This window comes from Vibrio sp. 10N.247.311.51 (assembly GCF_041467855.1).
In the GTDB taxonomy this organism is placed as follows: Bacteria; Pseudomonadota; Gammaproteobacteria; order Enterobacterales; family Vibrionaceae; genus Vibrio; species Vibrio coralliirubri.
This window is the reverse complement of record NZ_JBFSVK010000004.1, coordinates 119,889-144,813: the sequence shown is the minus strand read 5'-3', so window position 1 is coordinate 144,813 and position 24,925 is coordinate 119,889. Positions and strand designations below refer to the sequence as shown.

General features: G+C 43.7%; 24 protein-coding genes. 7 read left to right on the top strand and 17 right to left on the bottom strand.

What is annotated here, in order from left to right:
* Window positions 1-47: 47 nt before the first annotated feature.
* Together AB6E85_RS05725 and AB6E85_RS05720 are read right to left on the bottom strand one after the other, a co-directional pair.
* Window positions 48-656, bottom strand: a complete 609-nt coding sequence (locus tag AB6E85_RS05725) for a hypothetical protein (protein ID WP_372141806.1) — start codon at window positions 654-656, stop codon at window positions 48-50.
* 54 nt (window positions 657-710) lie between these two features.
* Window positions 711-1,652 carry an SURF1 family protein gene (locus AB6E85_RS05720; RefSeq protein WP_372141804.1) on the bottom strand — a complete coding sequence of 314 codons (942 nt, stop codon included), beginning with the start codon at window positions 1,650-1,652 and terminating at the stop codon, window positions 711-713.
* On the opposite strand from AB6E85_RS05720, the gene AB6E85_RS05715 reads away from it, so the two are divergent.
* The gene (locus tag AB6E85_RS05715) at window positions 1,540-1,770 is read left to right on the top strand and encodes a DUF2909 family protein (RefSeq protein WP_017064837.1); all 231 of its coding nucleotides are present in this window, start codon (window positions 1,540-1,542) and stop codon (window positions 1,768-1,770) included. The two genes, AB6E85_RS05720 and AB6E85_RS05715, sit on opposite strands and share 113 nt — an antisense overlap.
* A 19-nt stretch (window positions 1,771-1,789) precedes the next feature.
* On the opposite strand, the gene AB6E85_RS05710 is transcribed toward AB6E85_RS05715, so the two are convergent.
* The 4 genes from AB6E85_RS05710 to coxB are packed head-to-tail and all read right to left on the bottom strand — an operon-like array spanning window position 1,790 to window position 6,259.
* Window positions 1,790-2,674, bottom strand: a complete 885-nt coding sequence (locus AB6E85_RS05710) for a cytochrome c oxidase subunit 3 (RefSeq protein WP_372141803.1) — start codon at window positions 2,672-2,674, stop codon at window positions 1,790-1,792.
* Window positions 2,675-2,712: 38 nt separating this feature from the next.
* Window positions 2,713-3,387: a cytochrome c oxidase assembly protein gene (locus tag AB6E85_RS05705; RefSeq protein ID WP_372141801.1), complete on the bottom strand. Its 675-nt coding sequence runs from the start codon at window positions 3,385-3,387 to the stop codon at window positions 2,713-2,715.
* 11 nt (window positions 3,388-3,398) lie between these two features.
* On the bottom strand, window positions 3,399-5,060 hold the full coding sequence (ctaD, locus tag AB6E85_RS05700; protein ID WP_017088645.1) for a cytochrome c oxidase subunit I: 1,662 nt from the start codon (window positions 5,058-5,060) through the stop codon (window positions 3,399-3,401).
* The gene (coxB, locus tag AB6E85_RS05695; protein WP_372141799.1) at window positions 5,057-6,259 is read right to left on the bottom strand and encodes a cytochrome c oxidase subunit II; all 1,203 of its coding nucleotides are present in this window, start codon (window positions 6,257-6,259) and stop codon (window positions 5,057-5,059) included. The genes ctaD and coxB overlap by 4 nt, the downstream gene beginning before the upstream one ends.
* Before the next feature lie 453 nt (window positions 6,260-6,712).
* Between coxB and AB6E85_RS05690 the strand changes: the two genes are divergently transcribed.
* Window positions 6,713-8,419: a phospho-sugar mutase gene (locus AB6E85_RS05690; protein ID WP_372141798.1), complete on the top strand. Its 1,707-nt coding sequence runs from the start codon at window positions 6,713-6,715 to the stop codon at window positions 8,417-8,419.
* A 107-nt stretch (window positions 8,420-8,526) separates the two neighbouring features.
* Here AB6E85_RS05690 and AB6E85_RS05685 read toward each other — a convergent pair whose 3' ends face one another.
* From AB6E85_RS05685 to yegD, 4 genes are all read right to left on the bottom strand, one after another.
* Entirely contained in the window at window positions 8,527-9,159 is a 633-nt protein-coding gene (locus AB6E85_RS05685) for a LysE family translocator (RefSeq protein ID WP_372141797.1), read from the bottom strand.
* Between the two features lie 150 nt (window positions 9,160-9,309).
* Window positions 9,310-9,942 carry a fumarylacetoacetate hydrolase family protein gene (locus AB6E85_RS05680; RefSeq protein WP_372141796.1) on the bottom strand — a complete coding sequence of 211 codons (633 nt, stop codon included), beginning with the start codon at window positions 9,940-9,942 and terminating at the stop codon, window positions 9,310-9,312.
* Window positions 9,943-10,302: 360 nt separating this feature from the next.
* Window positions 10,303-11,379 (bottom strand): porin, encoded by a 1,077-nt coding sequence (locus AB6E85_RS05675; RefSeq protein ID WP_372141794.1) that lies wholly within the window; start codon window positions 11,377-11,379, stop codon window positions 10,303-10,305.
* A 490-nt stretch (window positions 11,380-11,869) separates the two neighbouring features.
* The gene (gene yegD / locus AB6E85_RS05670) at window positions 11,870-13,222 is read right to left on the bottom strand and encodes a molecular chaperone (protein ID WP_372141792.1); all 1,353 of its coding nucleotides are present in this window, start codon (window positions 13,220-13,222) and stop codon (window positions 11,870-11,872) included.
* Between the two features lie 159 nt (window positions 13,223-13,381).
* On the opposite strand from yegD, the gene AB6E85_RS05665 reads away from it, so the two are divergent.
* A complete protein-coding gene (locus AB6E85_RS05665) occupies window positions 13,382-13,690 on the top strand; it encodes a DUF1289 domain-containing protein (protein WP_082242633.1) in 309 nt (102 codons plus the stop codon).
* Between the two features lie 133 nt (window positions 13,691-13,823).
* Here the strand turns inward: AB6E85_RS05665 and AB6E85_RS05660 are convergent, their stop codons facing one another.
* Complete coding sequence (locus tag AB6E85_RS05660) at window positions 13,824-14,174, bottom strand: HopJ type III effector protein (protein ID WP_372141790.1); 351 nt, start codon at window positions 14,172-14,174, stop codon at window positions 13,824-13,826.
* Window positions 14,175-14,367: 193 nt separating this feature from the next.
* On the opposite strand from AB6E85_RS05660, the gene AB6E85_RS05655 reads away from it, so the two are divergent.
* Window positions 14,368-15,027: a PilZ domain-containing protein gene (locus AB6E85_RS05655; protein ID WP_372132494.1), complete on the top strand. Its 660-nt coding sequence runs from the start codon at window positions 14,368-14,370 to the stop codon at window positions 15,025-15,027.
* Window positions 15,028-15,086: 59 nt separating this feature from the next.
* Here AB6E85_RS05655 and luxQ read toward each other — a convergent pair whose 3' ends face one another.
* The 5 genes from luxQ to AB6E85_RS05630 form a co-directional block, all read right to left on the bottom strand.
* Complete coding sequence (gene luxQ, locus AB6E85_RS05650; RefSeq protein ID WP_372141788.1) at window positions 15,087-17,660, bottom strand: quorum-sensing autoinducer 2 sensor kinase/phosphatase LuxQ; 2,574 nt, start codon at window positions 17,658-17,660, stop codon at window positions 15,087-15,089.
* Window positions 17,660-18,754, bottom strand: coding sequence for an autoinducer 2-binding periplasmic protein LuxP (locus AB6E85_RS05645; protein WP_372141786.1), 1,095 nt, complete (start codon window positions 18,752-18,754; stop codon window positions 17,660-17,662). The genes luxQ and AB6E85_RS05645 overlap by 1 nt, the downstream gene beginning before the upstream one ends.
* 308 nt (window positions 18,755-19,062) lie before the next feature.
* Window positions 19,063-19,377 (bottom strand): GIY-YIG nuclease family protein, encoded by a 315-nt coding sequence (locus AB6E85_RS05640; RefSeq protein ID WP_372141784.1) that lies wholly within the window; start codon window positions 19,375-19,377, stop codon window positions 19,063-19,065.
* Window positions 19,378-20,034, bottom strand: a complete 657-nt coding sequence (locus tag AB6E85_RS05635; RefSeq protein ID WP_048612897.1) for a YceH family protein — start codon at window positions 20,032-20,034, stop codon at window positions 19,378-19,380.
* Window positions 20,035-20,090: 56 nt separating this feature from the next.
* The gene (locus tag AB6E85_RS05630; RefSeq protein WP_017068647.1) at window positions 20,091-20,291 is read right to left on the bottom strand and encodes a hypothetical protein; all 201 of its coding nucleotides are present in this window, start codon (window positions 20,289-20,291) and stop codon (window positions 20,091-20,093) included.
* Window positions 20,292-20,486: 195 nt separating this feature from the next.
* Between AB6E85_RS05630 and AB6E85_RS05625 the strand changes: the two genes are divergently transcribed.
* The 3 genes from AB6E85_RS05625 (at window position 20,487) to AB6E85_RS05615 (ending at window position 22,037) form a co-directional block, all read left to right on the top strand.
* Entirely contained in the window at window positions 20,487-20,801 is a 315-nt protein-coding gene (locus AB6E85_RS05625; RefSeq protein WP_004742367.1) for a DUF496 family protein, read from the top strand.
* Window positions 20,802-21,007: 206 nt separating this feature from the next.
* Complete coding sequence (locus tag AB6E85_RS05620) at window positions 21,008-21,634, top strand: D-Ala-D-Ala carboxypeptidase family metallohydrolase (protein ID WP_048617000.1); 627 nt, start codon at window positions 21,008-21,010, stop codon at window positions 21,632-21,634.
* Between the two features lie 166 nt (window positions 21,635-21,800).
* Window positions 21,801-22,037, top strand: coding sequence for a hypothetical protein (locus tag AB6E85_RS05615; RefSeq protein ID WP_048608901.1), 237 nt, complete (start codon window positions 21,801-21,803; stop codon window positions 22,035-22,037).
* Window positions 22,038-22,069: 32 nt separating this feature from the next.
* On the opposite strand, the gene AB6E85_RS05610 is transcribed toward AB6E85_RS05615, so the two are convergent.
* Complete coding sequence (locus AB6E85_RS05610) at window positions 22,070-24,634, bottom strand: ATP-binding protein (protein ID WP_372141887.1); 2,565 nt, start codon at window positions 24,632-24,634, stop codon at window positions 22,070-22,072.
* Window positions 24,635-24,925: the final 291 nt, after the last annotated feature.

The window sequence follows — 24,925 nt, the reverse complement described above, 5'->3', positions numbered from 1 at the left end:
TACTTATTCCCTTTTCGCTGCTTAAGCTCAAGCACTCACGCCATCAACTACCCAACTCGTGATAGCTTAAGTAGCTTTCTTAAATCATGAATCATGCCTTTGGATTGCCCGACTAGCTGCGACGGTTCCGAAACGCTTTTGTACTCCATAACCAGCTGACCTAGCGGGTCAATAATGACAATGGAAGCCGGCGCAAACTCGGTGCTTAACTGATCGCCACCAGCTAACAAAGACAAATCCGGCTTATCAAGCGAACCCGTTAACGAGTTACCTTCCGTTACAAAAACAACGGCGGTCACGCGCTCTTTGTTTTTACCTAACGCCAAGTAGCTTTGATTCAAATAATGAAGCTGTTGTTCACACAAGCTTTCGCACTCCATCGGCGCAATATAACCCACTAACCACCCCTCTCCAGCCATGGGTACCGTTACGCCGAAATCCGCTAGTGTGGTTCTTGGTTCTACCAATTCGCCCGAGTTAGTGACGCCTGACGTGTACCAATTCTGATCCAACACGGTTTTGGCAATAATCGCAGGCAAAGCGAAAATCAAAACTAATCCGATTAATACCAGACGCCCCTTAGTACGACGACTTTTAAGCTCGGCCATGTTTGCATCGGTACTTTCCCTGTTCATTTGTACTTGAGATTTATCCATCTTTCTTCCTTGTTGTAGGCGCTGCTTTTAAGTCGCTATTTAAACTTCAAGTGCCTACTTCTTATTCATGTAGCTATTTTTCTTAAAATATCGGAACCCAATCAATAACATCAAAAACAGAAGTACAGCAGCCATTACAAACCATTGAAACGAGTAACCAAAGTGCTTCTCAGACTTCATTGCCGTCGGTCGCCATAACAACTCATAAGGCCACGAATCTAAGCTCTGAGGTTGGAAGACAAAGGGCAGCACTTCTTGTCCTGTATACTGTGATAACGCTGCTATGTTTAGGTTTTGGATTCTATTCGGTGTCGTATTTTCTAAACCCAACTCATGACTTAAAGGATTAACGGAGCGTGTATACAAGCGCCCTGACATTTTGATTGGTACAGTGATGCTTCCTAATTGTGGTAGTTCTCTTCTGTCATTACTTGCCGGAACAAACCCAAGATCTATCAACAACTGTTTTTCAGCCACTAAGACATTGTTTTCATCTTCAAGACGAACCTTCCCCAACATGTAAATCACATACCCTACCGTTCCTTGGTTTATCTGGTTGTCTAACAAGAGCATCAAGCCGCTCGTATTGACTAATTCAACATCAGCCTTCACCCCGTTTAGGGTTTGAGGACTTAATGACTCTTGACCAGATAAACCCAGCTCTCGCAACTCAGAAATAACGACACCTAAAGGTTGTGACGATAGCTGTGCTCTCTCTGTTAATTGCTGTTCATAACGCAATTTCTCGTTACCACGATCGAGTTGCCATAAACCCAACTTGATTAAAGCGCCGACTGAAACCACAGTTAAAACAACCGCTATCCAAAAACCTTTACTGCGGAACTTGTGTTCATCATCAATCAATCGGTTTGGAGTTATCACTATGGCGTCATCTACCTTTGTACTGTTATTTAAAGTCGTATTGGTCGCTTTGCTGTTTTTTATCGCTTTCAATTTGATGAAAGGCCTAATCCAAATCGCCTCTGGTAAACACAATGGAAAAAGGCTCAGTCACTTCTTGGGGCGTCGTGTCATGTGGTCAGCCGTTGTCGTGCTACTTTTATTACTTGCTTTGGGATCAGGAGTGATAACTCCCAACCCTCGCCCCTATTAATCCCCTATAGGCTCAGCAGTTAAAGCACATAGACAAATACAAACAGGCCCAACCAAACCACATCAACAAAGTGCCAATACCAGCTGCCCGCTTGGAACGCAAAGTGGTCTTTCGGAGTGAAGTGGTCTTTCGCAACCCTTGCCAGCAACACAATCAAAAAGATCGTCCCTAAACAGACATGTAAGCCATGAAACCCAGTCAGTAAAAAGAAGGTATTACCGTAGATGCCTGACTGAAGTGTCAGCCCCATCTCTTGATAAGCGTGAAGATACTCTTCAACTTGGAAGAACAGGAAGAAGCCAGCCAGAACAATGGTTATCTCCAACCAGACGATCAAAGCCATACGCTTATTTTGTTCAAGACTGATATGTGCCATGTGCAGCGTCACAGAGGAAAGCAGCAGAATAATGGTGTTCTTAAGCGGGATACCTTGCCAAGGCATGGCTTGTGTCGTTACGCCATCAGGGGTAGTCGTTAATGGCCATATCGATTGGAACATCGGCCACAATACTTCATGGGTCATTTCATTGTTGCCTGCACCACCAATCCAAGGCACAGAAATCATGCGAGCATAGAAAAGCGCGCCAAAGAAAGCGCCGAAGAACATGATTTCGGAGAAAATAAACCAACTCATTCCTTGTCTAAAAGAACGAGAAATCTGCTCAGAATAGAGACCACTCAATGATTCTGTTATCACATTGCTAAACCAGCCTGCGAGCATGTAAAGCAGCACTGCAAACCCAACTAACAACACCGCTTTGCCAAATACTCCACCTGCGGCGTCGGTGCCCATGTTTTGCACCGTCAAGCCAGCGCCAACTGCGACCAAAAACAGTGCTACAGCACCTACCAATGGCCAGTGACTTTGATGTGGAACGAAATAAACTTCCTTTCTAGAACTCATCGCTCAACTCCTTATGTTGATACTGGTTCTGTAAATCCCTAGTTACTTGCGAGTGTGCTCGCTTTTGGTGAGCCAGATTGTAGTGTGCTCAATGTTGATGTAGTCACTTCAGGCTCACTTGCCTCTCCACTCACCTGACTCGTGATATTAAACAGCGTATAAGAGAGCGTCAGCGTGTGTATCGATTCTGGAATATCTGGCTCAATGTAAAATATCAAACCCATTTCGGCACTCTTGTGCCCGTCCAATGGTTGCTGATTAAAGCAAAAGCACTCCATCTTATTGAAGTAAGTAGCCCCCATACCTGGAGAAACCGATGGTACAGCTTGGCCAACCAGTGAAGCTCCAGAAAGATTTTTGGCAATGTAGTTAGTTTGAACCACCTCACCAGGATGAACCTCTAACACTCGAACCTCAGGCGAAAACTGCCATGGCATATCTGGCTTGATGTGGGACATGAATTCAACGCGGACCGTACGAGAGTAGTCTGGCAGCATTCCCTGAGGTTGCACCGCTGAAACGGTATTGGTTTTACCATTGATCCCTAAAGCCTCACACATCACATCGTAGAGCGGCACCAAAGCGAAACCGAAGCCAAACATCGCAACCACGCTCAACACCAAGTAGCCCGTCAGCTTTTTGGTCGATCGCTTATTAGACTGGCGCTTTGGTTGTTTTTTATCTTGATTGGGATCGCTTTGCTTATCACTCATGGTTCTGCCCTCTAATCCACTTTCGGTGGATGAGTAAAGGTATGGTGAGGCGCAGGGCTTGGTACTGTCCATTCAAGACCTTCAGCTCTATCCCAAGGCTTGCTTGGCGCAGGCTCTCCGCCTCTTACGCACTTAATCGCTAGCCATAAGAAAATCAGCTGAGACAACCCAAAGGCAAAACCACCAATCGACACGACTTGGTTAACATCAGCAAACTGAATCGCATAATCTGGAATACGACGCGGCATACCCGCTAACCCTAAAAAGTGCATAGGAAAGAACAGTACATTGACTGAAATCACCGACGTCCAGAAATGCCACAGGCTGAGCTTGTGGTCGTACATATGCCCAGTCCACTTAGGCAGCCAATAATAGGCGGCAGCCATAATCGAGAACACGGCACCTGTTACCAGAACATAATGGAAGTGAGCCACAACAAAATAAGTATCGTGATATTGGAAATCAGCTGGCACGATAGCGAGCATCAATCCAGATAACCCGCCAATCGTAAACAAAACAATAAAGGCAATCGCAAACAGCATTGGTGTTTCAAAGGTCAAAGCACCCCGCCACATGGTCGCCACCCAGTTGAAGACTTTCACACCGGTCGGCACCGCTATCAACATGGTGCAATACATGAAGAACAGTTCGGCAAATACTGGCATACCCGTGGTGAACATGTGGTGCGCCCAAACCAAGAATGACAACAGTGCGATACTACAGGTCGCATAAACCATCGAGTGATAACCAAACAGGCGCTTACCACTGAATGCTGGAATGATGGCTGACACAATACCAAAAGACGGTAAGATCATGATGTACACTTCGGGGTGCCCAAAGAACCAGAATATGTGCTGGAACATCACCGGGTCCCCACCACCAGCGGCATCAAAGAAGCTTGTTCCAAAGTATTTGTCAGTCAGTACCATGGTCACTGCACCGGCGAGCACGGGCATCACGGCTATCAGTAAGAAAGCGGTAATTAACCAAGTCCATACGAACATTGGTAGCTTGAACCAAGTCATGCCCGGTGCGCGCATGTTCACAATGGTTACGATCACGTTAATCGCCCCCATGATCGAACTGATCCCCATAATATGAACTGAGAATACGAATAGCGCGGTACTGTCTGGGCCATAAGTTGTCGAGAGTGGCGCATAAAAAGTCCAACCAAAGCTCGGGCCGCCCCCTTCTGTAAACAAAGATCCGATTAAGATTAGAAACGCAAAAGGCAAGATCCAGAAACTGAGGTTGTTCATTCTAGGCAACGCCATATCGGGCGCACCGATCATCATCGGAATCATCCAGTTAGCCAAACCCGTAAATGCTGGCATCACGGCACCGAATACCATGATTAAACCATGGACGGTAGTCATCTGATTGAAGAAATCTGGCTCAACAAGTTGTAACCCGGGTTGGAATAGCTCAGCACGGATCACCATTGCCATGGCACCACCCGTTAAGAACATCGCAAAACTGAACCACAGATAAAGTGTACCGATGTCTTTATGATTGGTTGAGTAAAGCCAACGCGCCCAGCCTTTAGGTGCCGCATGTGAGTCGTGATCATCAACAGGCAAATCATCATTGCCCAGCGTACCTTCCGCAGAATGGCTCAGTACTTGATCTTCTGCTGGAGCCGATTTCACCGGCTTATTGATTGGTGAACTCATAACTGATCCTTAGCATCATTTTGTGCATCATCCGTTGAGCTTTCAGAGCCGCCTTCTTGCTTCGCCTTATAAGCGTTAATATCTGAGGCCTGAACAATATCGCCGGTATCATTACCCCAAGCGTTTCGTTGATAAGTCACTACCGCTGCGATCTCTTTCTCAGTTAACTGATTATCGAACGCTTGCATCGCCGTACCGCCACGACCATAAACAATGGTGTCGATGTGAACACCCACATCACCAAGGGCAATTGGACTTCCTTTGATGGCAGGGAATGCTCCGGGAATGCCCTCACCGTTTGCTTGGTGACAAACCGCACATCGAGTTTTGTAAACCTCTTCACCGATGGTATTCAACTCCGCCAAAGAAAGTGACGCATCTAATGCATCTTTCGCGGCTTGTTGTTCGGCTATCGCTAACTCTTTCTGCTCCGCTAGCCATGCATCAAACTCATCTTCTTCCATGGCATGTACCACGATCGGCATGAAACCATGGGCACGACCACACAACTCTGCACACTGCCCTCGGTAAACACCAGGCTCATCTATCTTAGTCCAAGCCTCATTAATAAAGCCCGGAATGGTATCTTTCTTAACGGCGAATGCTGGCACCCACCACGAATGAATCACATCATCGGAAGTCATCAAGAAACGGACTTTGCGGTCAACAGGCAGTACAAGCGGCTTATCAACTTCTAGCAAGTAATGCGCGCCTTTCACTTCGAGACCTTCAATCTCTTTGTCACTGGTCGCTAGAAGGCTGAAAAATTCGACGTCTTCACCAAAATAGCTGTAATGCCATTTCCATTGTGACCCGGTGATTTTAACGGTCAGATCTGATTGGGAGGTATCTTCCATCGCAATCAAGGTTTTGGTAGCGGGTATCGCCATAGCAATGAGGATGATGATAGGGATGATGGTCCAAAGAATTTCGACTTTCGTGCTTTCGTGAAAATGGGCAGCAACTGCGCCCTTCGATTTCCTGTGCCTCAAAATCGAGTAAAACATCACACCAAAAACAACAAAGGCAATCGCACAACAGATGTAGAAGATCAGCATATGAAGTTCATACACCTTACCACTGATCTCAGTGACGCCTTGAGTCATGTTGTAATCACTGCTTGCGTGCACTAAAGGCGATACTAAAAGCACAACAAAACTGTTCAAAAGCCACGCTAGCCTAACCAGTAATCTTTTCAAAAGATCTCTCCTTATCCTTCCTAATTGGATACTTGCGACCTAAATGTCGTTGCGAGCTGGGCAACATTCATTGTTATTCCGGCTACACATGAAAAGGCTGAATCTCAATCTACAACTCACATGGAACTAGCCTGTGAGCGGGCTACTGACCTCATATAACCTAAGAACTAATACGGTTCAAAAGCGTTGGAAGTTTCCATGAAAGATTCAAAAACGGCGAATTTGTTAAATTTTGTTATATTTATGTAAAAGGCTAGTTAGTGATATCCAATTGTTCAAGGTAAGTTTACTTACTAAACAGTCAATTATTTGAAGTGGCTTAATCTACGTGCCCTCTTGCCGTTGGAATTTATTTTATATCGAGTTTTACGATTGCTTTCATGGAAATGATAATCAATATCACTTAAATTAAATCAACAGTAAGTCATACAGACATTAATAGGTTTAGTGATTATGCAAGATGCAATGAATTGGTTAGCGAGAGACCCAGACCCAAGAACTCGTGAAGAACTTCAACACCTCATCGATGAGGGAATGCACGACGAACTTGAAGATCGTTTTACCCAACGATTAGAGTTCGGAACAGCAGGACTTAGAGGCAAAGTTGGATGCGGCCCAAATCGAATGAACCGTTTAGTCATACAGGAAACAGCAACCGGGCTCGGCCACTACTTAATCGAACATGTCGCTAATGCGACCATCCGCGGTGTGGTCGTCGGTTATGACGGCCGTTTAGATTCAAAGCAGTTCGCGATTGATACCGCTTCCGTACTCACGGCTTTAGGCATTAAGGTTTATCTAACCTCGAACGTCGCGGCGACCCCTATCGTTGCTTTTGGTATTGAGCACTTCAACGCCGCCGCTGCCGTTGTGGTGACTGCCAGTCACAACCCACCGGAATACAATGGTTTCAAAGTGTACTGGGAGAATGGCGCTCAAATCATTCCTCCTCACGATGCAGGCATTGCCGCTGAAATCGATCTCGCATCAACCAAGCCGCTCCCTTTAATGAGCCTAAGTGACGCTGAAACGCAAGGTAAGTTGGTGTGGTTAACTGAAGGCTACTATCAAACGTACCGCGCTGCGCTCAATCAGAGCCCATACGTGAGTAAAGAGATCGAATCGGCGAACACCACCATCACCTATACCGCAATGCATGGTGTCGGCGCACAAATGGCTGAGGATCTACTTCATGATTCTGGTTTCCATAAGGTGTTCAGCGTTGCAGAACAAAGAGAGCCCGATGGTAAGTTCCCGACCGTCAACTTCCCGAACCCAGAAGAAAAAGGCGCGATGGATCTGGTGGTTAACTTAGCAAAAAGTGTCGATGCCGACATCGCTTGTGCCAACGATCCAGATGCAGACCGATTTGCGGTTGCAGTGAGAACAGATGATGGCTCATACAAAATGCTAACAGGTGACCAAGTTGGTGTGCTATTCGCGCATTACTTGTTATCAAAACCTCACACCAAAAACCAATTAGTTGGCAACAGCATCGTATCTTCAACCTTGCTTGAAAAAGTGGCTCTATCCCACGGGGCGACTTATTTCCAAACGCTGACAGGTTTTAAATGGTTAGCGAATATTGGCATGCAATTAGAAGATGAGCAGAACGAGTTCTTGTTCGCCTATGAAGAAGCGTTAGGCTACACAATTGGTACTCAGGTACGAGACAAAGATGGACTGTCTGCTATCGTCGTGTTTGCTCAATTGGTTGAGGAGTTAAAATCTCAAGGCCGAACCGTTTGGGATCTTCTCGCTCAGATTTCATTTGAACATGGGGTTCACACCAACGCTCAACGAAGTATTGCCCTTGACCCAGACTCACCATCGATTGGTTCTAAGCTCCGCTCAGCACAGCCTAAAGCAATCAACGGTGTCGCTATCTCTGTGATTGAAGACCTGCAGTCGTCTTTACGCTTCGTCATTGGGGGCAATACTGAAGCGATTAACCTGCCCGCGAGTGACGTACTCATCTATCACCTCGTGGATGGTTCACGCATTATCGTAAGACCTTCAGGCACAGAACCAAAAGTGAAAGTCTATTATGAAACGGTGACAAAGTTTGAAGGGACAGAAACCTATGAAGACACTCGCCTGCGCGGTGAGCAGTACATGGAGAAACTGATTGAACAGCACCAACAAGAGTTGAATTCATAGCGATTTAGCGCGTTCAACATGTAACGGTTAAATATAAAAAATGGACGCTCGAAGCGTCCATTTTTTTCTCAGCGGCTAACCACGAGAAGATGTCTGATTTGATTCATCTACGAAGTAAAGAAAGAAGACAACATCCATATAGCTAACAGGATGAAAACTCCGCCCATGACTTTCTGTTGATAGGTACGAAATTTCGCGTTTTCTACCAGAGACTTACCAATCGTACCCACTAACGCGACCAGTAAAAAGTTAAACGTTAAGCCGAGAACATTCAGTAATAAACCCAGAACGAGCATCTGCTCACCAGAAGTCGCTTCAATATTCGTCGACACGAACTGAGGCAGAAACATCACAAAGAAAACCAAGGCTTTTGGATTAAGCAGGTTACTGATTAGCGCTCTTTGGTAATAGGCTTTTGCTGCAAAGTTATCGCCTAACTCAGGTGCGTTACCCTGTTCTGTGCGCAGGCAATCCCATCCCATCTTCAACAAGTACGCTCCGCCTAACAAATGCAGAGCTTTAAGCGCTATTGGGCTCATTGCGATCAACGCTGATACACCCATTGCTGCTAACACTGTCAGAATGATTCCAGAAGTCGCGTTGCCTAGGCTTGCAAACACACCGACTTTGCGGCCATAACTCATACTTGAGCTCGCGATGAGTAACATATCAGGGCCAGGTAAAAGAAGAAGTGCAACAACGGCTGTCAGGTAAACAGGTAAGATGGCTAAGTCGATCATGGGTTTCAGTATTGATAAAAACGGAGGCGGATTTTATATCAATTACCAACACCCTTCCAGATGCAATTGGTTGTAATGTAGCAAATTGCACGAACTAAAAACCAACTTTAACCGTTAATACCAATTTATTAACTAAACATAGAGTATTAATTAACTCGCTACCCACTCAATCTCAATCAATGTCGTTTCACCACACTTCAGACGACCAAGGAAGACATCACCTCGATGCACCTCACCAACACCTTTAGGTGTGCCTGTCATTACAACATCACCATCAAGCAAAGTCGTATAAGAACATAACTCTTCGAGGATAGTTTGTGGAGAGTAAAGCATCTGCTCTACGTGTCCTTTTTGAACGCGAACACAGTTAATAAATAGCTCTAGATTTAAGTCAGAGAGATCTAAGTTATCAATGGGTACAAAACGGCTCAAGACAGCGGAACCATCAAACGCCTTGGCGCGCTCCCAAGGTAAGCCTTTCACTTTTAAGCTACTTTGTAATTCACGTTTGGTGAGATCTAGCCCTAAACCCACTGCGGAGTACTGGCCATTTTCAACAATAAAACAGATTTCTGCTTCGTAGTGCAGCGCTTCTTGATGAAAAGAAGACAGAGATGACGTAACACTGGTACTCGGTTTATTGAAAACCACCATAGAGTCTGGAATTGCGTTATTGAGTTCTTCGATGTGATCGACATAGTTACGCCCAACACACAGCACCTTAGTTGGGGTTGCTGTTCGTTTCGAATTCATCAGCTGTTCCTGATCGACAACACTGCTCATAGTTTATCCCTGAACTATTTTTTAGAGTGAAGAGTTTAACGCATCATAAAATGAGAGTCTTCGACAAGATGGTTACCAATATCTAAATTCTGATCTTTAGCTCAATTAAATGATTTAAATACTTTTATCCGAAGATCGCGACATATAAGAACTGATGACAAGAGCCATAGCTTCGTAGATCATAGCTACGTAGACAAAATCAATAGCAGGGGAACATGAAGGAAAAGCTAAAACAGGTGCGTATAGAACGAAAGAAGCCCTCTCAAATCAAAAGGCTTGAGAGGGCTTAGCATGGTGTCTAGGACAGTATCCGAAAAGGTAAATTTAAGGAGTAAACACTATGCTAAATAAGTCTGCGACTTATAGGTAGTAACGAGCACCAAGAGTCCACTTGTCGTCAGACTTGTAACCAGTTTCGTCGTTTAGATCGAATTGGTAGCCAGTGTAGCCAACAAAGTTGCTAGTGAAGTTGTATTCAGCTTGTAGAGCTAGCTCTTCACGAGCTGTAGTAGTTGTTCCACCTTTAAGAACTTCGCCTTCAACAACTTCGTAGTTCACACTTAGGTTCAAGCTGTTCGCAAGTGCGTAAGCTGCTAGTAGTTCGTAAGCATTGCTCTCTTCAAGAGTTGTACCACTTACAAGACCAGCGTTCATATTCTCATTGAAGCCGTAGATACCCGCTAGGTATAAACCTGAACCGTATGAACCGTATGCTGCAGATACTAGGTGAGATTCAGCAGTTTTAGAAACACCACCTTCTTTAAAGTCACCAGTATTGAATGCGTAGCCTAATTTAACGCCAGCGATTGAGTAACCAAGAGTTGCTTGAATACGGTCGTCATAAGAAGCTGTAGTGCGGTTAATTGTCACGTCACCGTTACTGTCTACAGTCTCAGTTTCAGTAGTTACGTCGTTGCTGCCCTGCCAACCTAGGCCAAAGCTAAGTTCACCAGCTTCACCAAATTCGAATGCATTACGGTAACTTACCATTTTGTCTGCACGACCAGTACCAAGTGCACCGTGGTTGTCGTATAGGAAGTCATTCGCAAAAGCGATTGGCATATCTGTTGCTGCAGCTACATCGTAGTACGGAGACCACTGTGTACCGGCTACTGCACGACCTAACTCTTCATGAGTAAGACCTACGTAGCCAAGACGAGTTGTAAATGTATCGTCACCACCATCAAGGTAGTTAAGAGCCCATTCACCTTTAGCGTCAGCTGTGAAGCCATTACCTAGGTCTTGAGTAGCATTGAAGTTGATACGTGGAGAGTTTGTACCAACGTCAGTGTCGCCTTTCTCTGAACCATTCACATTTACTGAAACGTGGCCGCCAACTGAGAATGTTGTGCCATCTTCGTTGTAAAGTTCTACTGCAACTGCCTGTGTACCAAATACTGCACCAGAAATTGCTAGCGCTAAAAGTTTCTTATTCATTGTCATATCCATTATGTAACTGGGTGAGTTATTCACTAACAACCTCGTGCTTACGGAGAAGTTGTTACCTGTATTTAACAAGTAACCAAACCGTAATATACGAATGACAAGAAAGTTGCATTAAAATATATAAAATAAAAAAAATCGCACTATAAAAAACAAAAATATCTTTTAAAACAACTTAATAAGCGAATAATCGTTAGCGGATTTTTTTATCTTTTGAGATCAAAAATTTGATTTTTTTGATTATATAATCACTAAAAAAGCATTAAAAATCGAACACATAATTCACTCATCAGACCATCGAGAGATACACTTTTATCTTTGAAATATTTTGTAACATTTCGAACTCAACTGAAATATTTAGCTATGTGAAAAAAAACCAGTTTGAGCTAGGAAAAATCGCTTAATTGAAAGTTAACTAGAGAAAAGACAAAAAAAGGGCAACCAATCAGCGACTGGTTGCCCTTAATAACTCATCATTGAACTCTTATTTGAAGTAAACCTCAGCCCAACGAGCTAAACCTGCAGTTACTGAACCGAAGTAATTACCACTCACAATCGGTACGTTCGGCACAGCTTGTTGTACGGCTTCACGAAGTATCGGTGAACGAGCTGAACCACCCGTCATGTAGATTACGTCTGGCTTTTTCTGGCCTTGTTGGATCGCTTCTTTAACCAACTCAATCATCTTAGACTTTGGTGTTTCAATCGCTTCAACCATCTGTTCGACTGAGATATCTACCTCGACCAGTTCAGAGGCAACATTAATCGCCGCACGATATTGAGAGGATTCTGCCAGCGCAATCTTGGCCTCTTCCGCTCTACGAACAATACCGTAGCCCAAGGTGTCGTGATAAACCTTCATCAAACGTTCTAGCTTTTGAGGCTCTGACGCTTCTTTACGAAGTAATTTCAATGCTGCTAAGTTTTCTCTTGAATAGAAATTCTTTTGAGCTTCAACATTATTAATCGCAATTGGATTCCAGAATTGCGTCAATGGCATATCGATACCCGAAATGCCTTTGCTGCCCATACCAAAAGGTGACATCAGTTGTTTGAACGCAAGATAGATATCGAGGTCATTACCCCCTACCCTTTGTCCACTGTGTGCCAACAAGCTCTGGGTACGGTCTGCTTTACCAGACCAACTAGGTCCCATTTCTAATAATGAGCAGTCAGTGGTACCACCGCCAATATCAACAACCAATACTGTTTGGTTTTCAGTTAATGTGCTTTCGTAATCAAGACCTGCGGCTACTGGCTCAAATTGAAAAGCGATATCAAGGAAACCGGCACGCTTAGCTGCTCGAGTGAGGATATCTTCAGCTTGTCTGTTCGCCTCTTCACCACCTCGACCGTGGAAGTTAATTGGTCGACCGATAACAGCTTGCTTGATCTGCTCTTGAGTCGTGAGTTCGGCTTGATGCTTAATATTTGCCATCATGGCACACACTAAATCTTCGAAGAAACTCACCTGAACATCATGCAGTCCACTCGCACCAAGGAAAGACTTAGGGGACTTAACATAATAAACATCGCGAGGGTCTTCTAAATATAAGTCCAACGCAGCCTGACCAAATGCCATGTCTTCTGGCACTAGGTCGATACTCTCTTCTCTATTCAGAGCGATCGCACGTCGTAAAACTTGCTCACCGATCGCATCACTCGGCTTGATATTCAAGTGGCGGAATAGATGTTCAGAAACACTCTCACGAGTAGGCGCAAACACGGTTGAGGGAATATAGTGGTTGTTACCTTCGAGCGGTAACAGGCTTGGCTCTCCATTAACCATCGCCGCGACAGAACAGTTCGCTGTTCCATAATCAAATCCAATAAACATAATATCCCCCCCTCAACAAAAGGGGCGAGATGCTACATGAAAAGCGTAAAAATTACGAGGTCATTTCTAAATTTAACTGAGTAATTTCTTAGCTTAACGGCTCTTCAAGAAGAAACAAATATGCTACATTTCAGCCCAAATGAATTACAGGTTAGATAAATGAAAACACCTTGCCGAGCGGCTTGTAAAAATAATGGCGGAATGTGTAGTGGCTGCTTTCGAACAATGGATGAAATTATAGGTTGGAAAGGCTTATCTGAAGAAGAGCAAACGTCGGTTATGGATAATCTTAGTGGCGAGAGTTCGACTCACCAGTGTCCACAGTGTAATGAGCCAGCTCAATGCGATATCAGTGCCGGTAAAGAGACATGTTGGTGTTTTGAGCTAGAAAAACGAGATACTAGCGATATTCCAAAAGCTGGAGTTTGTATGTGTCGTAAGTGCTTGTCTGCTTTGCCTGTTCAGTAGTTTAGAACCTATTCAGCTCGTTACTAGTTATCAAGTTACGAGCTGGTTCAACATAGACAAAAAAGCGAGAGGTTATTTTCTCGCTTCAAAATACTGAGACTAAGTTTCGACCTGATCGCTACCTGGTTAGTGTCTACTTCGCTTTTACAACCAGCGCAGGCTGAGAAAACTGGATACCATTCCAGCCATGAACCATAAAGTTACGAATATTTTGATGGTCGCTGTTCTCAGGAAAACCTAACACGTCGTTACGATAAAATTGACCAAAACAAGCAAGTGTTTGCTCCGCTGATAAACCTTGCTCTAAACCAAAAGCAAAAATCTTACACGAACCATTATTCTGCCCTGCAGCGTTCACTACCTCACCATTGCGAAATTCGCTCTCAGAAAAATCATAGTGAGCTTCGATCACTTGCATTGTATCTTCAAATTTCACGGCTTCTGGGGTTTCAGCCAGAGTATTCAATAAGGTTTCCAGTTCCATTTACTATTTCTCCATCAAGTATATATCTGTCAGCAGTGTATCTTGTTTTACGACAAGAGTAAGCCGTTGTTTACTTGAGACAGCGATTCATTTTTTGTTGTACGTTGCTAATTACTTCAATGAAACTAATGACATAGTTTTATCAGGACGTTATATTATTTCATCAAACGATTAACATTGTTCAGTAACGAATATGCATAAAGATAAAAACTTAGAACTGTTCAGATACCTAAAGCCAGGTACAAAAACAGCAGGTGTATTGGAATTTGGCCCAGACGACTCAATCCAGATCAGTACACTTTATATCGGACACAAAGAAGATCAGTACCTTATCCTAGAGCTTACGCAAAAAGCGACAGAAGCACTGACGCTGAGAAAGCTCACAAACGTTGATATTATTGTTCGTGCGATTACCGACACCGAACTTGGGCACATTGTCGCGTTCAAAACCAATGTACTGGCTCATATCACCTCTCCAGCACATCTAATCTTCCTTCGCCCACCCTCAAACTTTGCAACCAAGCCTATTCGTGAACACGAAAGGTATAAAGTACGTCTCAGCTGTGAAGTCACTTTTGATACCTTGTCGCTGGATGCCACACTGGTCGACTTTTCAGCGTCAGGGTGCGGTATCTATCTTACCCAGCAATCAGATATTGATGTCGGTTGGAAGATAAAAGTTAATTCTGACTTAAATGAGTACTTAGGTGACGATCTTGTCTACAAAGTGGTGAGTAAGAAAAGGCAAAGACAAGGCTGGCTGTTAGGTATCCAATTCCCTGAACACCTAGACATGAGTGATGAGTTGAAAACGCTGCTATTGGAACAAGCCTTTGTCGCTGGCTCGATATAAAGGCAGAAAATTAGTGACTTCTCTACAACAGACTCCATTAAAGAGCACTAAGTTAAAGCCTAGTGCTCTGTGTAATTCCAGTATGAGTTTTTGAAATGAACAAACGCTTGGTGGAGCGACTCTTCTTTAATCGGTTTTACAATCACGTAATTCGCCCCTGCGGCCATAAAGCTGTCTCTTGTCGACTCTTGAGCATCAGCGGTACACGCATAAATAGGGGCTAACACACCAATCTCACCTCTTAGCTGCTGAGTGGTTTCTACACCACCGAGATTAGGGAGCTGGTTATCCATCAAGATCAAGTCATAGGTAATCGTCTTAGCCATCTCAATCGCTTCTAAGCCATCTTTTGCCCAAGTGACGACCATGCCATATTTTTTACAGAAAGCCTGAGCAATAAAGGCGTTGGTGTGATTGTCTTCCACCAGCAACACATTCAAAGATCGACTAAACAATGCCTCTGGCTCAACTTCAGCTTGTTGCTTAGCATCGACCAATAGCGGTTTGGCGTGCACGACCACTGGAATTTCTATCGTGAACTCTGAGCCTTGATCTATCACGCTGCGGACTTGAATGTCCCCTTCCAGCATATCGACCAGATTTTTTACAATAGTAAGCCCTAGACCAGTACCGCCATATTCACGAGTCGTGGTCTCTTCGGCTTGAACAAAGGGTTCAAAAACAGCATCAATTTTACTTTCATCAATACCAATTCCGGAATCTTTCACTCGAACGATTAAGCTGGCGTGATCGGAGTTAAAGATACTCTCGAGCTCAAAGCTGACGGAGATACCGCCTTGATGAGTGAATTTAAGGGCGTTGCTCAACAGATTAAACATGATCTGGTTGAGACGCACTTGGTCGGTGTTGATTTCGATGTCATCAACCAAGTGGTTCACAATGGTAAATTCGACGGATTTATCTTCACACAGTGGGCGATAGATGCTGTCTAAGGTATTAACTAACTCCCCCAAGCGGAAGTCTTTCTTTTGAATATTAAACTGCCCTTGCTCAATCTTTGAGAAGTCCAAGATATCGTTAAGTACCGCCAGTAAATGTTCCGCACTATTACATAGTACATCCACTTGCTCGCGATTATCTTCATTGTGCATAGAGCGCTTGAGCAGCTGAGACACACCGAGAATACCGTTGAGCGGCGTGCGAATCTCGTGACTCATCTTAGCTAGGAAGTCTGCACGTACATTTGCAAGATGCTCGGCTTCTTCTCTTGCTCGATCAGCCTGCCTTTCCGCCTCTATAAGCTTAGTAATATCTTGCCCTTGTACCACCACACCTGTGATGCCGTGTTCCACACGAATAGCAGACATGTTCCAGCGAAACACCTTTTCACCAATGGGAACGTTGATACCCGTCAGTTTAGAGCCTTGAACCACCATTTGAATATTAGGCAGCATACGATGCTCAAACTCTTGAGCAATTGGACCATAATTGTCATCAGCATCGAACAACGCCATACGAGCGGCGGGGTTCATCTGAATTAAGTCGCCTTTCTCAGACCAAACCAATATAGGCGAATGGGCAAAGTTAAAGAGATCTTGAAACTTTTGATTCTGTTCCGATAAGCGCTCAAAGGTGTCTTCAAGGGTACAACCAATATGATGAAATTCGAAAATATTAGAACCATCGAACTTGTTGTACTCTTCACCATCACTTGCTGAACGAGTGAAATCCATCAGCTTATCTAACTCAGCGGCAACCCTTCTTTGAATCCAAGTTCGCGCAAAGAATGACATCAATATAATCACCACAATCACCACGATGATCGCACGCTGATAATTCTCTTCTAACGCAATGAAATTATTATTTTTTTGAACAGCTCGAATGATTAAAGGAGTTTCAACAGCATTGATCTTAATGGTTGCGATGGTGACAAAATGACGAGGCAACTGTTCGTATATGTGATAATTGAGTATGTCTGTAATGGTATAGCTTTCATCACCACTGAATGTCGATGTAACAGGTGTTCCGTGCGCTTCAATCACGATATTTTCGCTATTACTGCCCTGTTGGATTGACTCAGCCAAAGAGAAGTTGTTATCAAGCACAATGGCGATATAGAGCTGACCAAGGACTTCCCCGGTAGCGTTATCAACAATAGGGGTACGGCGAGCCAACAAGTGACGCTTACCTATATCTGTCCTCAGTTTAATAAAATGCCAATTACTGCTGAACGAAACCTCATCAGAAATATGCTTTAAGCTAGACTCATCTAAACCATAAAATTGACTGTTACCATCTTCCCAAGCCAAACCATCATGGGTAGCCACAAAGCGTAAATCTGGCGCATGATCAGGTTCACGTTGGTCAACACCAAAGAAAAAGTAGCTCAGCACCTCTTCATCGCTCGTATCAAAATACTCTCTGAGAGTGTCACTGTGTGAACTACTGTCTTGGTGGATTTGCAGCACCGACAAACGATAATCAAACATGTTTTGGATCAGGCTTGAGGTTTGCTGAACCGTTCGATTCGTCTCTTGCTTTACGATGTTACTGCTGGTTTCATAATTATGAATAAGCACGCCAAGTGCCATCACGCCTATCACTAAAATAACGATACGCGTAATGAGTCTAGCTAAAGTGTTCCTAGGTGTACTGGCGTAGCTTTTCTTCATTATTGACCTGAGTACCTAAATGCTCGCTGTTTAAGTTCTGAAATACGTTCTGGGGAATCTTCCTTGGTCACAATTTCAAATTCACCAGAGTAAACGGTAGGTACTTCCAAACCGGCTAGATCCCACTTGATCGCCTCTGCCATCGCAATGCCCGTATCGTCGTTCATACGCATGACAGTGACATCTAAGTCTCCCCTTGCAATGGCTTCAAGTTCAGCAGAGCCGCCTCCCCAACCATTCACTAAGATGTCTTGACCCGATTCGCGAATCGCTTCCATTGCACCGAGAGCGACATCCGTTGAGCATGCATAGATAAAGTCTAGATCCTTATCGTTCTCTATGCTGATTTTAGCCGCTTGGTAGCCACTTTCTTTGTTTGATTTTGTGTAAAACGAAGACTTAAGGTTAAAGTTGGTATCCGAATTCACTTCATGGATAAAAGTATCTCCACGCGCATCACTGATATAACCTTGTGAGTAATACAAAACAGAATACTTACTGTCTGGTGGGCTTACTTGTTTAAAATAGTCCGCCAGCTTTAAGCTGCCTGTCGCATGGTCAAAACCCACATACATAAATGGCTGTCTATCTGCCCAAGCTCGCACTGGCGTCGTGATATTTTGAAGGATCAACTTAGTATCTGTAGAGGTCAACACGTGCTCAATAAACTTGCGGTGGCGCGTGGTATCTAGCGTGAAAATCAAGTAATCCGTTTTGTTTTCAATCGCTTCTTGCAATGAAATGCTCTGCTGCGCGAGATCGGCATTAATACGGGTAAACACTTGATTTATTTGATAGCGGATCTTAAGCCTATCGAGACGCTTCTCAAAAGCTTGAATATTACGAACCCAGTAATCCGAGATCTGTTGACCCGGATACACCACGGAAATCGTAATCGGCTCGTCTTGGATTCTTCTCAGTGGCACAGGGTGATTTTTTACAGCCTCGACCATTTTATCGGTCAATGCTCTTTGTTCTGGAAAAGTGGAAAGATAATCTTGGTATTCCCAGTACCCATTGAGGACATGAGTACCATAGGAGAGAGCGGACGCAGAAAATACGGCAAGTCCAAACAACATCAGTAAACGTTTCATATTTTTCTCGTTTTATATGAGCTACTTTGGCTCATTTTTTAACCTAGCATGACACCATCTCTTTGTATGGCTAATGGATATTATGTAGGACAACGATGATAAATGATAGCGTCTAACACTAATTAGAACGACATTCTAAATGAGCAATATGTTAATTTGGAATGGAGATTAAGAACGACCAGTTCAATCATGATTTCAGCCCATTCACAGTAAGATTAATTACCATTTAAATTCATAAGCTTAGCTTAATTTATTATAGACCCTTACATTATTAAGATTTAATCAATAACAAACATTTTGGCTATGAATTATGAGACTTCGATATATTGAATTTTGTCTTTTCGCCACTCAATAATCAGTTTGAGTGATACCAGTTTTTCTTTGCGGGATTTGGGCAATTGCTTGATCGCGTATTCGGTTTTCAACGCCTCACTTTTTGAGCCAACATCAAAACTCCAAACCAGCTTAAGCGGGCCTTTACCTTTTAAAGCTTTGGCGCCTTTACCAGTTTGATGTTGTTCAAATCGACGTTCTAGATTGTTCGTCACGCCACAATAAAGGGCATTGTGGCGATTGCGGATCAAGTACACGACCCAATCCGCATTTTTATCAGCGTCTGACATTTAAAGCAGTGATTCAACCAGAGCCTTAAGCTCTGCCACTTCTGCTCGTAGGCTTGCTACTTCAGACTCAAGTTCTTCAAACTTTTCACTCGTTGCAGAAGGCGCAGCCGAGCTTACCGATGCCGTCGCAAACGCTTCAACATCCACTTCACCACTCAACAAGTGCTGGTAGCGTGATTCACGTTTACCCGCTTCACGTGGTAGTTTTACCACCAAGGCACCTGCTTCTCTTGCAGCTAGCTTATCTAATGTTGCTTCTACTTCTTTCACATCACTAAAGTTTGCAAGGCGACCCGTGCGAGTACGAAGTTCACCAGGTGTTTGCGCGCCGCGCAGTAACATACAACAGATGATTGCGCGCTCTTGCTCTGTAAATTGCAGATCACCGAACTCAGTGTTGCAAAAACGATGCTGATACTTATTAACACGGCTATTGAAGCTGCTCTCATCGCTCACCATGCGACGTCCGATTAAGCCATCAACCGCATCCAAAACATCTGACTCAGAAAGAGAGAGAACAGGTTCACGGTTACTCTTTTGATTACATGCCGTGGTTAAACTGTTCAGTGTCAGTGGGTAATGATCGGGAGTAGTGACTTCTTTCTCGATCAAACAACCGATAATTCTCGCTTCAATTGGGGAAAGTACTGTGTTCATCGTTTTTCCTTTTTATTATTTTGATAATTCCATCTCAACACCTAACAATGCAGTAACTAGTGTTCAGACAAAATTGGTACTCGTTTCTTTCTGCCCTGTTCATCAATCATTATGATCTTGGAACGGTTTAGCTCTATTTCCACGACTTCCAAATAAGTACGCTCTTGTACATACGCATCACGAAGCTTGTTTTGTTCTGCTGAAGATTCCGTGACATTGTCGTCCAATTCTTCGTTTTCCAATTGTTGTTGATTCATTTCACATTTCGTATCAATGCAGTATCTACATGGGATACTAACTTGAACGGTAAGATAAAAACAATCACACATCAGCGAGAGTGACGAATAATTAAACAACCTTACTTTTGCTTTGATCTAAAGACTGTTACATCATCAATTGATGTGCTTTAATCAGAACCAGACAACGTATTTGACGAATAGGAAAAGGAATCTATGAGCAGCGTATTTGAAATTGTTAACCAAGCACGACGTAAGAACAAACTTAAGCGTGAACTTTTAGACAACGAAAAGAAAGTTCGTGACAACCGTAAGCGTGTCGACCTTCTTGATAACCTACTTGATTACATCAAGCCAGAGATGACTCACGACGAGATCCTAGGCATTATCAAGAACATGAAAGCTGACTACGAAGATCGTGTTGATGACCACATCATCAAGAGCGCTGAGATTTCTAAAGCTCGCCGTGACATCAGCCGTCGCATTCGTGAACTGACAGAAGAAGACAAGCAAATCCAAGGTAAGAAGTAATCTCACCTCGTTGATTAACTTGTAATAATGTTAGTAACCCACTCTTTGTAGTGGGTTTTTTTGTACCTAAATTCTAGCGTCTATACTTAAGCGTACCTAAGTAACCGCATGAAACTGAACAACTATAGAACACTGAACCATTAGAGAAAACTGAGCAACCGTAGGAAGAAAAATAACTAGGTGAACATCAGCGATGGAGAGACCTTATGTACGCAAGTATTCTGATTACCTTAGCCCTATCAACCGCACAACCCTACCCTGAAGAATTTGAACGACTGTATACCGAAGAGACGGAAATTACTTATGACGATCTCGTTGTCGATGTTCATGGCTATAAAGTCCCGACTCGTTCTGCGTTTAGAGGTTGGATGCTTCTAAATCACGCAGAAGACCAAGTGAGAGAGATCGGTCAGCAGCTCAAAGACGCCGGCATTACGCAGAGTATGCCTTTGCATCTCGTTCTGCTGCAAGGGACAGACTGGGCAATGAGCAACACCACCTTGTTTACCCTGCCTGATAAGAAAAACGTACCCAACATGATCAAGACGTTGAAGTACATACAACAATACATTGAACCTGAAATCGGCGTCGTGATTCCCGTATCTGGTGAACGTTCTAAGCTCTACAACCAACAAGCTGGCGGTGCACTGCGAAGCAAGCACTTAGAGTTCTGTGCCTTAGACCTGGTTCCTGCGAATGACATTACTCGTGAAGATCTACACGTGAAGCTTAAAAAGATTCATTCGGAGTTCGGGCAAAAAAATAACGTTGGGTTGGGTTTATATTCTGGTGTTCGATTCCACATCGATACGTGTGGGTTTAGACAATGGTAAAGAAACACGATCGAGTCATAAAGACTTACAATTCACCCGTGTCATTTAGACTCTAAAAACAAATTAAACCACATAAGATAATGATTTTAAATGTAAATTAAAACTGGAACGCTAATTGCTATTAATAACAAGTATCATAATTATTAATAGCAATTAGGAATTCAATATGAAGACGATGACTCAACGCTTTCAAACTCTGCTTTCTGTTTCAAACTTCAGTCTAGCTATCACAACCTTGCTTATGCTTCTCAGTATTATCGTTGCTTATCCAATGGCCGATCACTTCTCACTGCCAATTCAAATCGTCGCCCATATCAGCACCATCTTAGTCGCAGCCTTGCTGAAAATCAGCTATGTCGGTCGTTGCCTTGCACAATACAACCTTGGATTAGAAGTTCGTTAAGTAGCGCCACGCTAGCCTTGATACGAGTGCCCTTAGACAATATCAAGGCTACTGAAAAGATCGTACAGTTGATGAGATTTATAGGGTTTCGGTAAGTAGGCGTTCATACCAGCTTCAAAACAGTCTTTGATGTCTTCTTCCAGAACACTGGCGGTTAAAGCAATGATGGGTAATGGTGTGACTTGTTGATCGGCTTCCCACTGACGAATCGTACGAGTCGCCGTTATACCGTCCATAACAGGCATCATGCAGTCCATTAAGACAGCATCAAACTGAGCACCCTGGGTGATGACATCCACCGCTTCTTGGCCATTACTGGCAATCAAATATTCATAACCCGCTTGCTCAAGGAAGAAGCTCGCTATTTTTTGATTCATCAGATTATCTTCAACAATCAAAATGCGTCGATTCAAAGAGCGAACCTCTTCATCTTTTGCTTCCACTTGAGGAGTTTGCTCTTCGCCTACATCGAGAGATTGTAAGCTAGTTAAGAAACGTCGGCCCAAGAATGGCAAGGTATGAGTAGAGTGGACCGTCTCTGTGATTAGGTTGGTTTTAAATAGGTGATGCTGACACACGATGACGCGAGCAAGAGGATATAGCGCCTTCAACGTCGCAAGATCTTTCTCCATCGAGTGATGCAAGGTATGACAATAAAGTATGAAGTCGCTTTCTTTGACACTTTCACTCAGAGCAGCAATGGATGACACCACATTGGCTCGAACATTCAAACGCTCACACTCTTTAACAAGCTGATCGAGGTAATTGAAAGAGTTCGATATGATGGTCGCTTGGCTCAGGTTATCGAAAGTTTGAACAGGCGCTTCTACAACATCGACATACAAACAAAACGTGAATGTAGAGCCCTCTCCTTTCACTGAACGCGCGGTAATGTAACCACCCATCAAATCAACAAGCTGTCGACAAATCGCAAGACCTAGCCCCGTACCACCAAATTGACGGGTAATGCTGCCATCTTCTTGAGTGAAAGGTTCAAATATGGACTCTAACTTCTCTGGTTCAATCCCAATCCCGGTATCAGACACACTGCATTCAAGCTTGCCCCTGCCCATAGACATAGGTGTATAAGCTATGTCCGTTGTAATTGTGCCCTTGGACGTAAACTTGATGGCATTAGAAAGCAGATTGGTCAGCACCTGTCGCACGCGGTACTCATCGAAAAACAGTTGTGGCGGCGTTTGATAGTCGATATTGATGTCGAGCTCGATATCCTTACTGATCGCTTTCGATTGAATCACACTCACGGAGTCATAGACCGCTTCTCGCAAATCAGCATTGTGTGGTGACAACATCAAGTTACCCGACTCGATTTTAGACAGGTCGAGGATGTCGTTAAGCAGCACCAGTAAAGAGTGAGAAGACGATTCGATATCTCCCAGTACTTCTTGTTGATTTGGGCTCAATTGGCTTTGAGATAAAATCTCAGCCATGCCAATGATCCCGTTAAGTGGTGTGCGTATTTCATGTGACATATTGGCTAAGAATGCGCTTTTGGCTTTGTTAGCCGAAATCGCATCTTCTTTTGCTGTTATCAACTCTTTGTTGTGTAGATAGTTGCGCTCCATCACTCGATTTAGGGTTTCAGTGAACTCGGCAAGCTCATCGTTCCCTTGGATATGGATCACCTTTGGCTGGCCGTAGCTATCAGCGCATTCCGACACGCCTTTCAAGATAATCGACAGGTTTCTGTTTAAGCGCAGAGACGTCGCAACCCCAAGCCACATCAGAACCCCAGAAGCGATGAGTATAAGCAACGTCATGACCAAGGTTTGCCTTTTCTGCAACGCGATATTCTTGGTCAGTTCAAACTGTATTTGATTGGTGTAAGCGCCAATCGCTTTTGAAATCGCCCGTTTTTTAAGCTCTAAGCTTTTTAAGTGTTGATATATTTCGGGTGATGAAAAGTCCCCTTTGAGGATTCGAGATGTGAACTTGTCTTGGAATTCATCTTTGGCGACAGCGTTTAACAACTGTCTAATGTTTGGAGAACGCGTATCCGAACGGAAAAAGGTATCTAATAGCTGTTGCTGCCTCTCTAGAGCACCGACATAACTAAGCAAGTATTGGTTTTTAAACTCTGGGGAGCGATACAAGCTGAAGCTTAACCACGCCTCTCTCTGAGTCCAAAACACGTAATGCGTAAGATTGATAAACATCGCATCCGCTTGACCGATATTTTCATCGACTAAGGCCATACGATATTCAGACAGCTCTATTAGCACGTCTTTTAATAAGTCGAAAGCGCGCTCTGTTAATTGTCTGTTGTCTGTCGTTTCAGGCGCACTAGCTAGGCTCATCAACAGCTTTTTCAATTCAGCTAACTGAGGGTCAATACTCCAATTGCTGTCGAACTGTTGAAGTCGCATTCCATACTGAGTGAGTCTATCCAGTTCTGATTGAAGTATTAAAAGCAACTGACCTTTCTCAGGGGAGTCATTAGACAGCACCAACCATCGATAAGCATCACTTGAAACCGTATTAAAAGATTGAAGCGCTTCGACCTTAATACGCGTTGTTTCAAGGTGATTCATCTTCTCATCGTTCTTAAGCACTTCATTCACTGTAAACCCAAACATAATGAGTACAGAAACCGTGGAAAGAAAAATAAGACGCCATCTAATTGACATGTTTATCATTTTTATAACTACTCCCTTCCCGAAAGTAATTTACTTAGCCCAAATTAAGAATAGGACATTAACAGGGGGTTATTGATCAAATTGGATATGAACAAACGATACTCTGAGCCCAGAACCAAAAATTAGAATCAACAAGCATCCAAAACAGGGCTTTAAAGCGGAGGTGTCTGCTTTACTAAGTGAGGTTGAGACAAGCCGATTCTAGACAAGTGAACGTTATGTGAGAGAGGT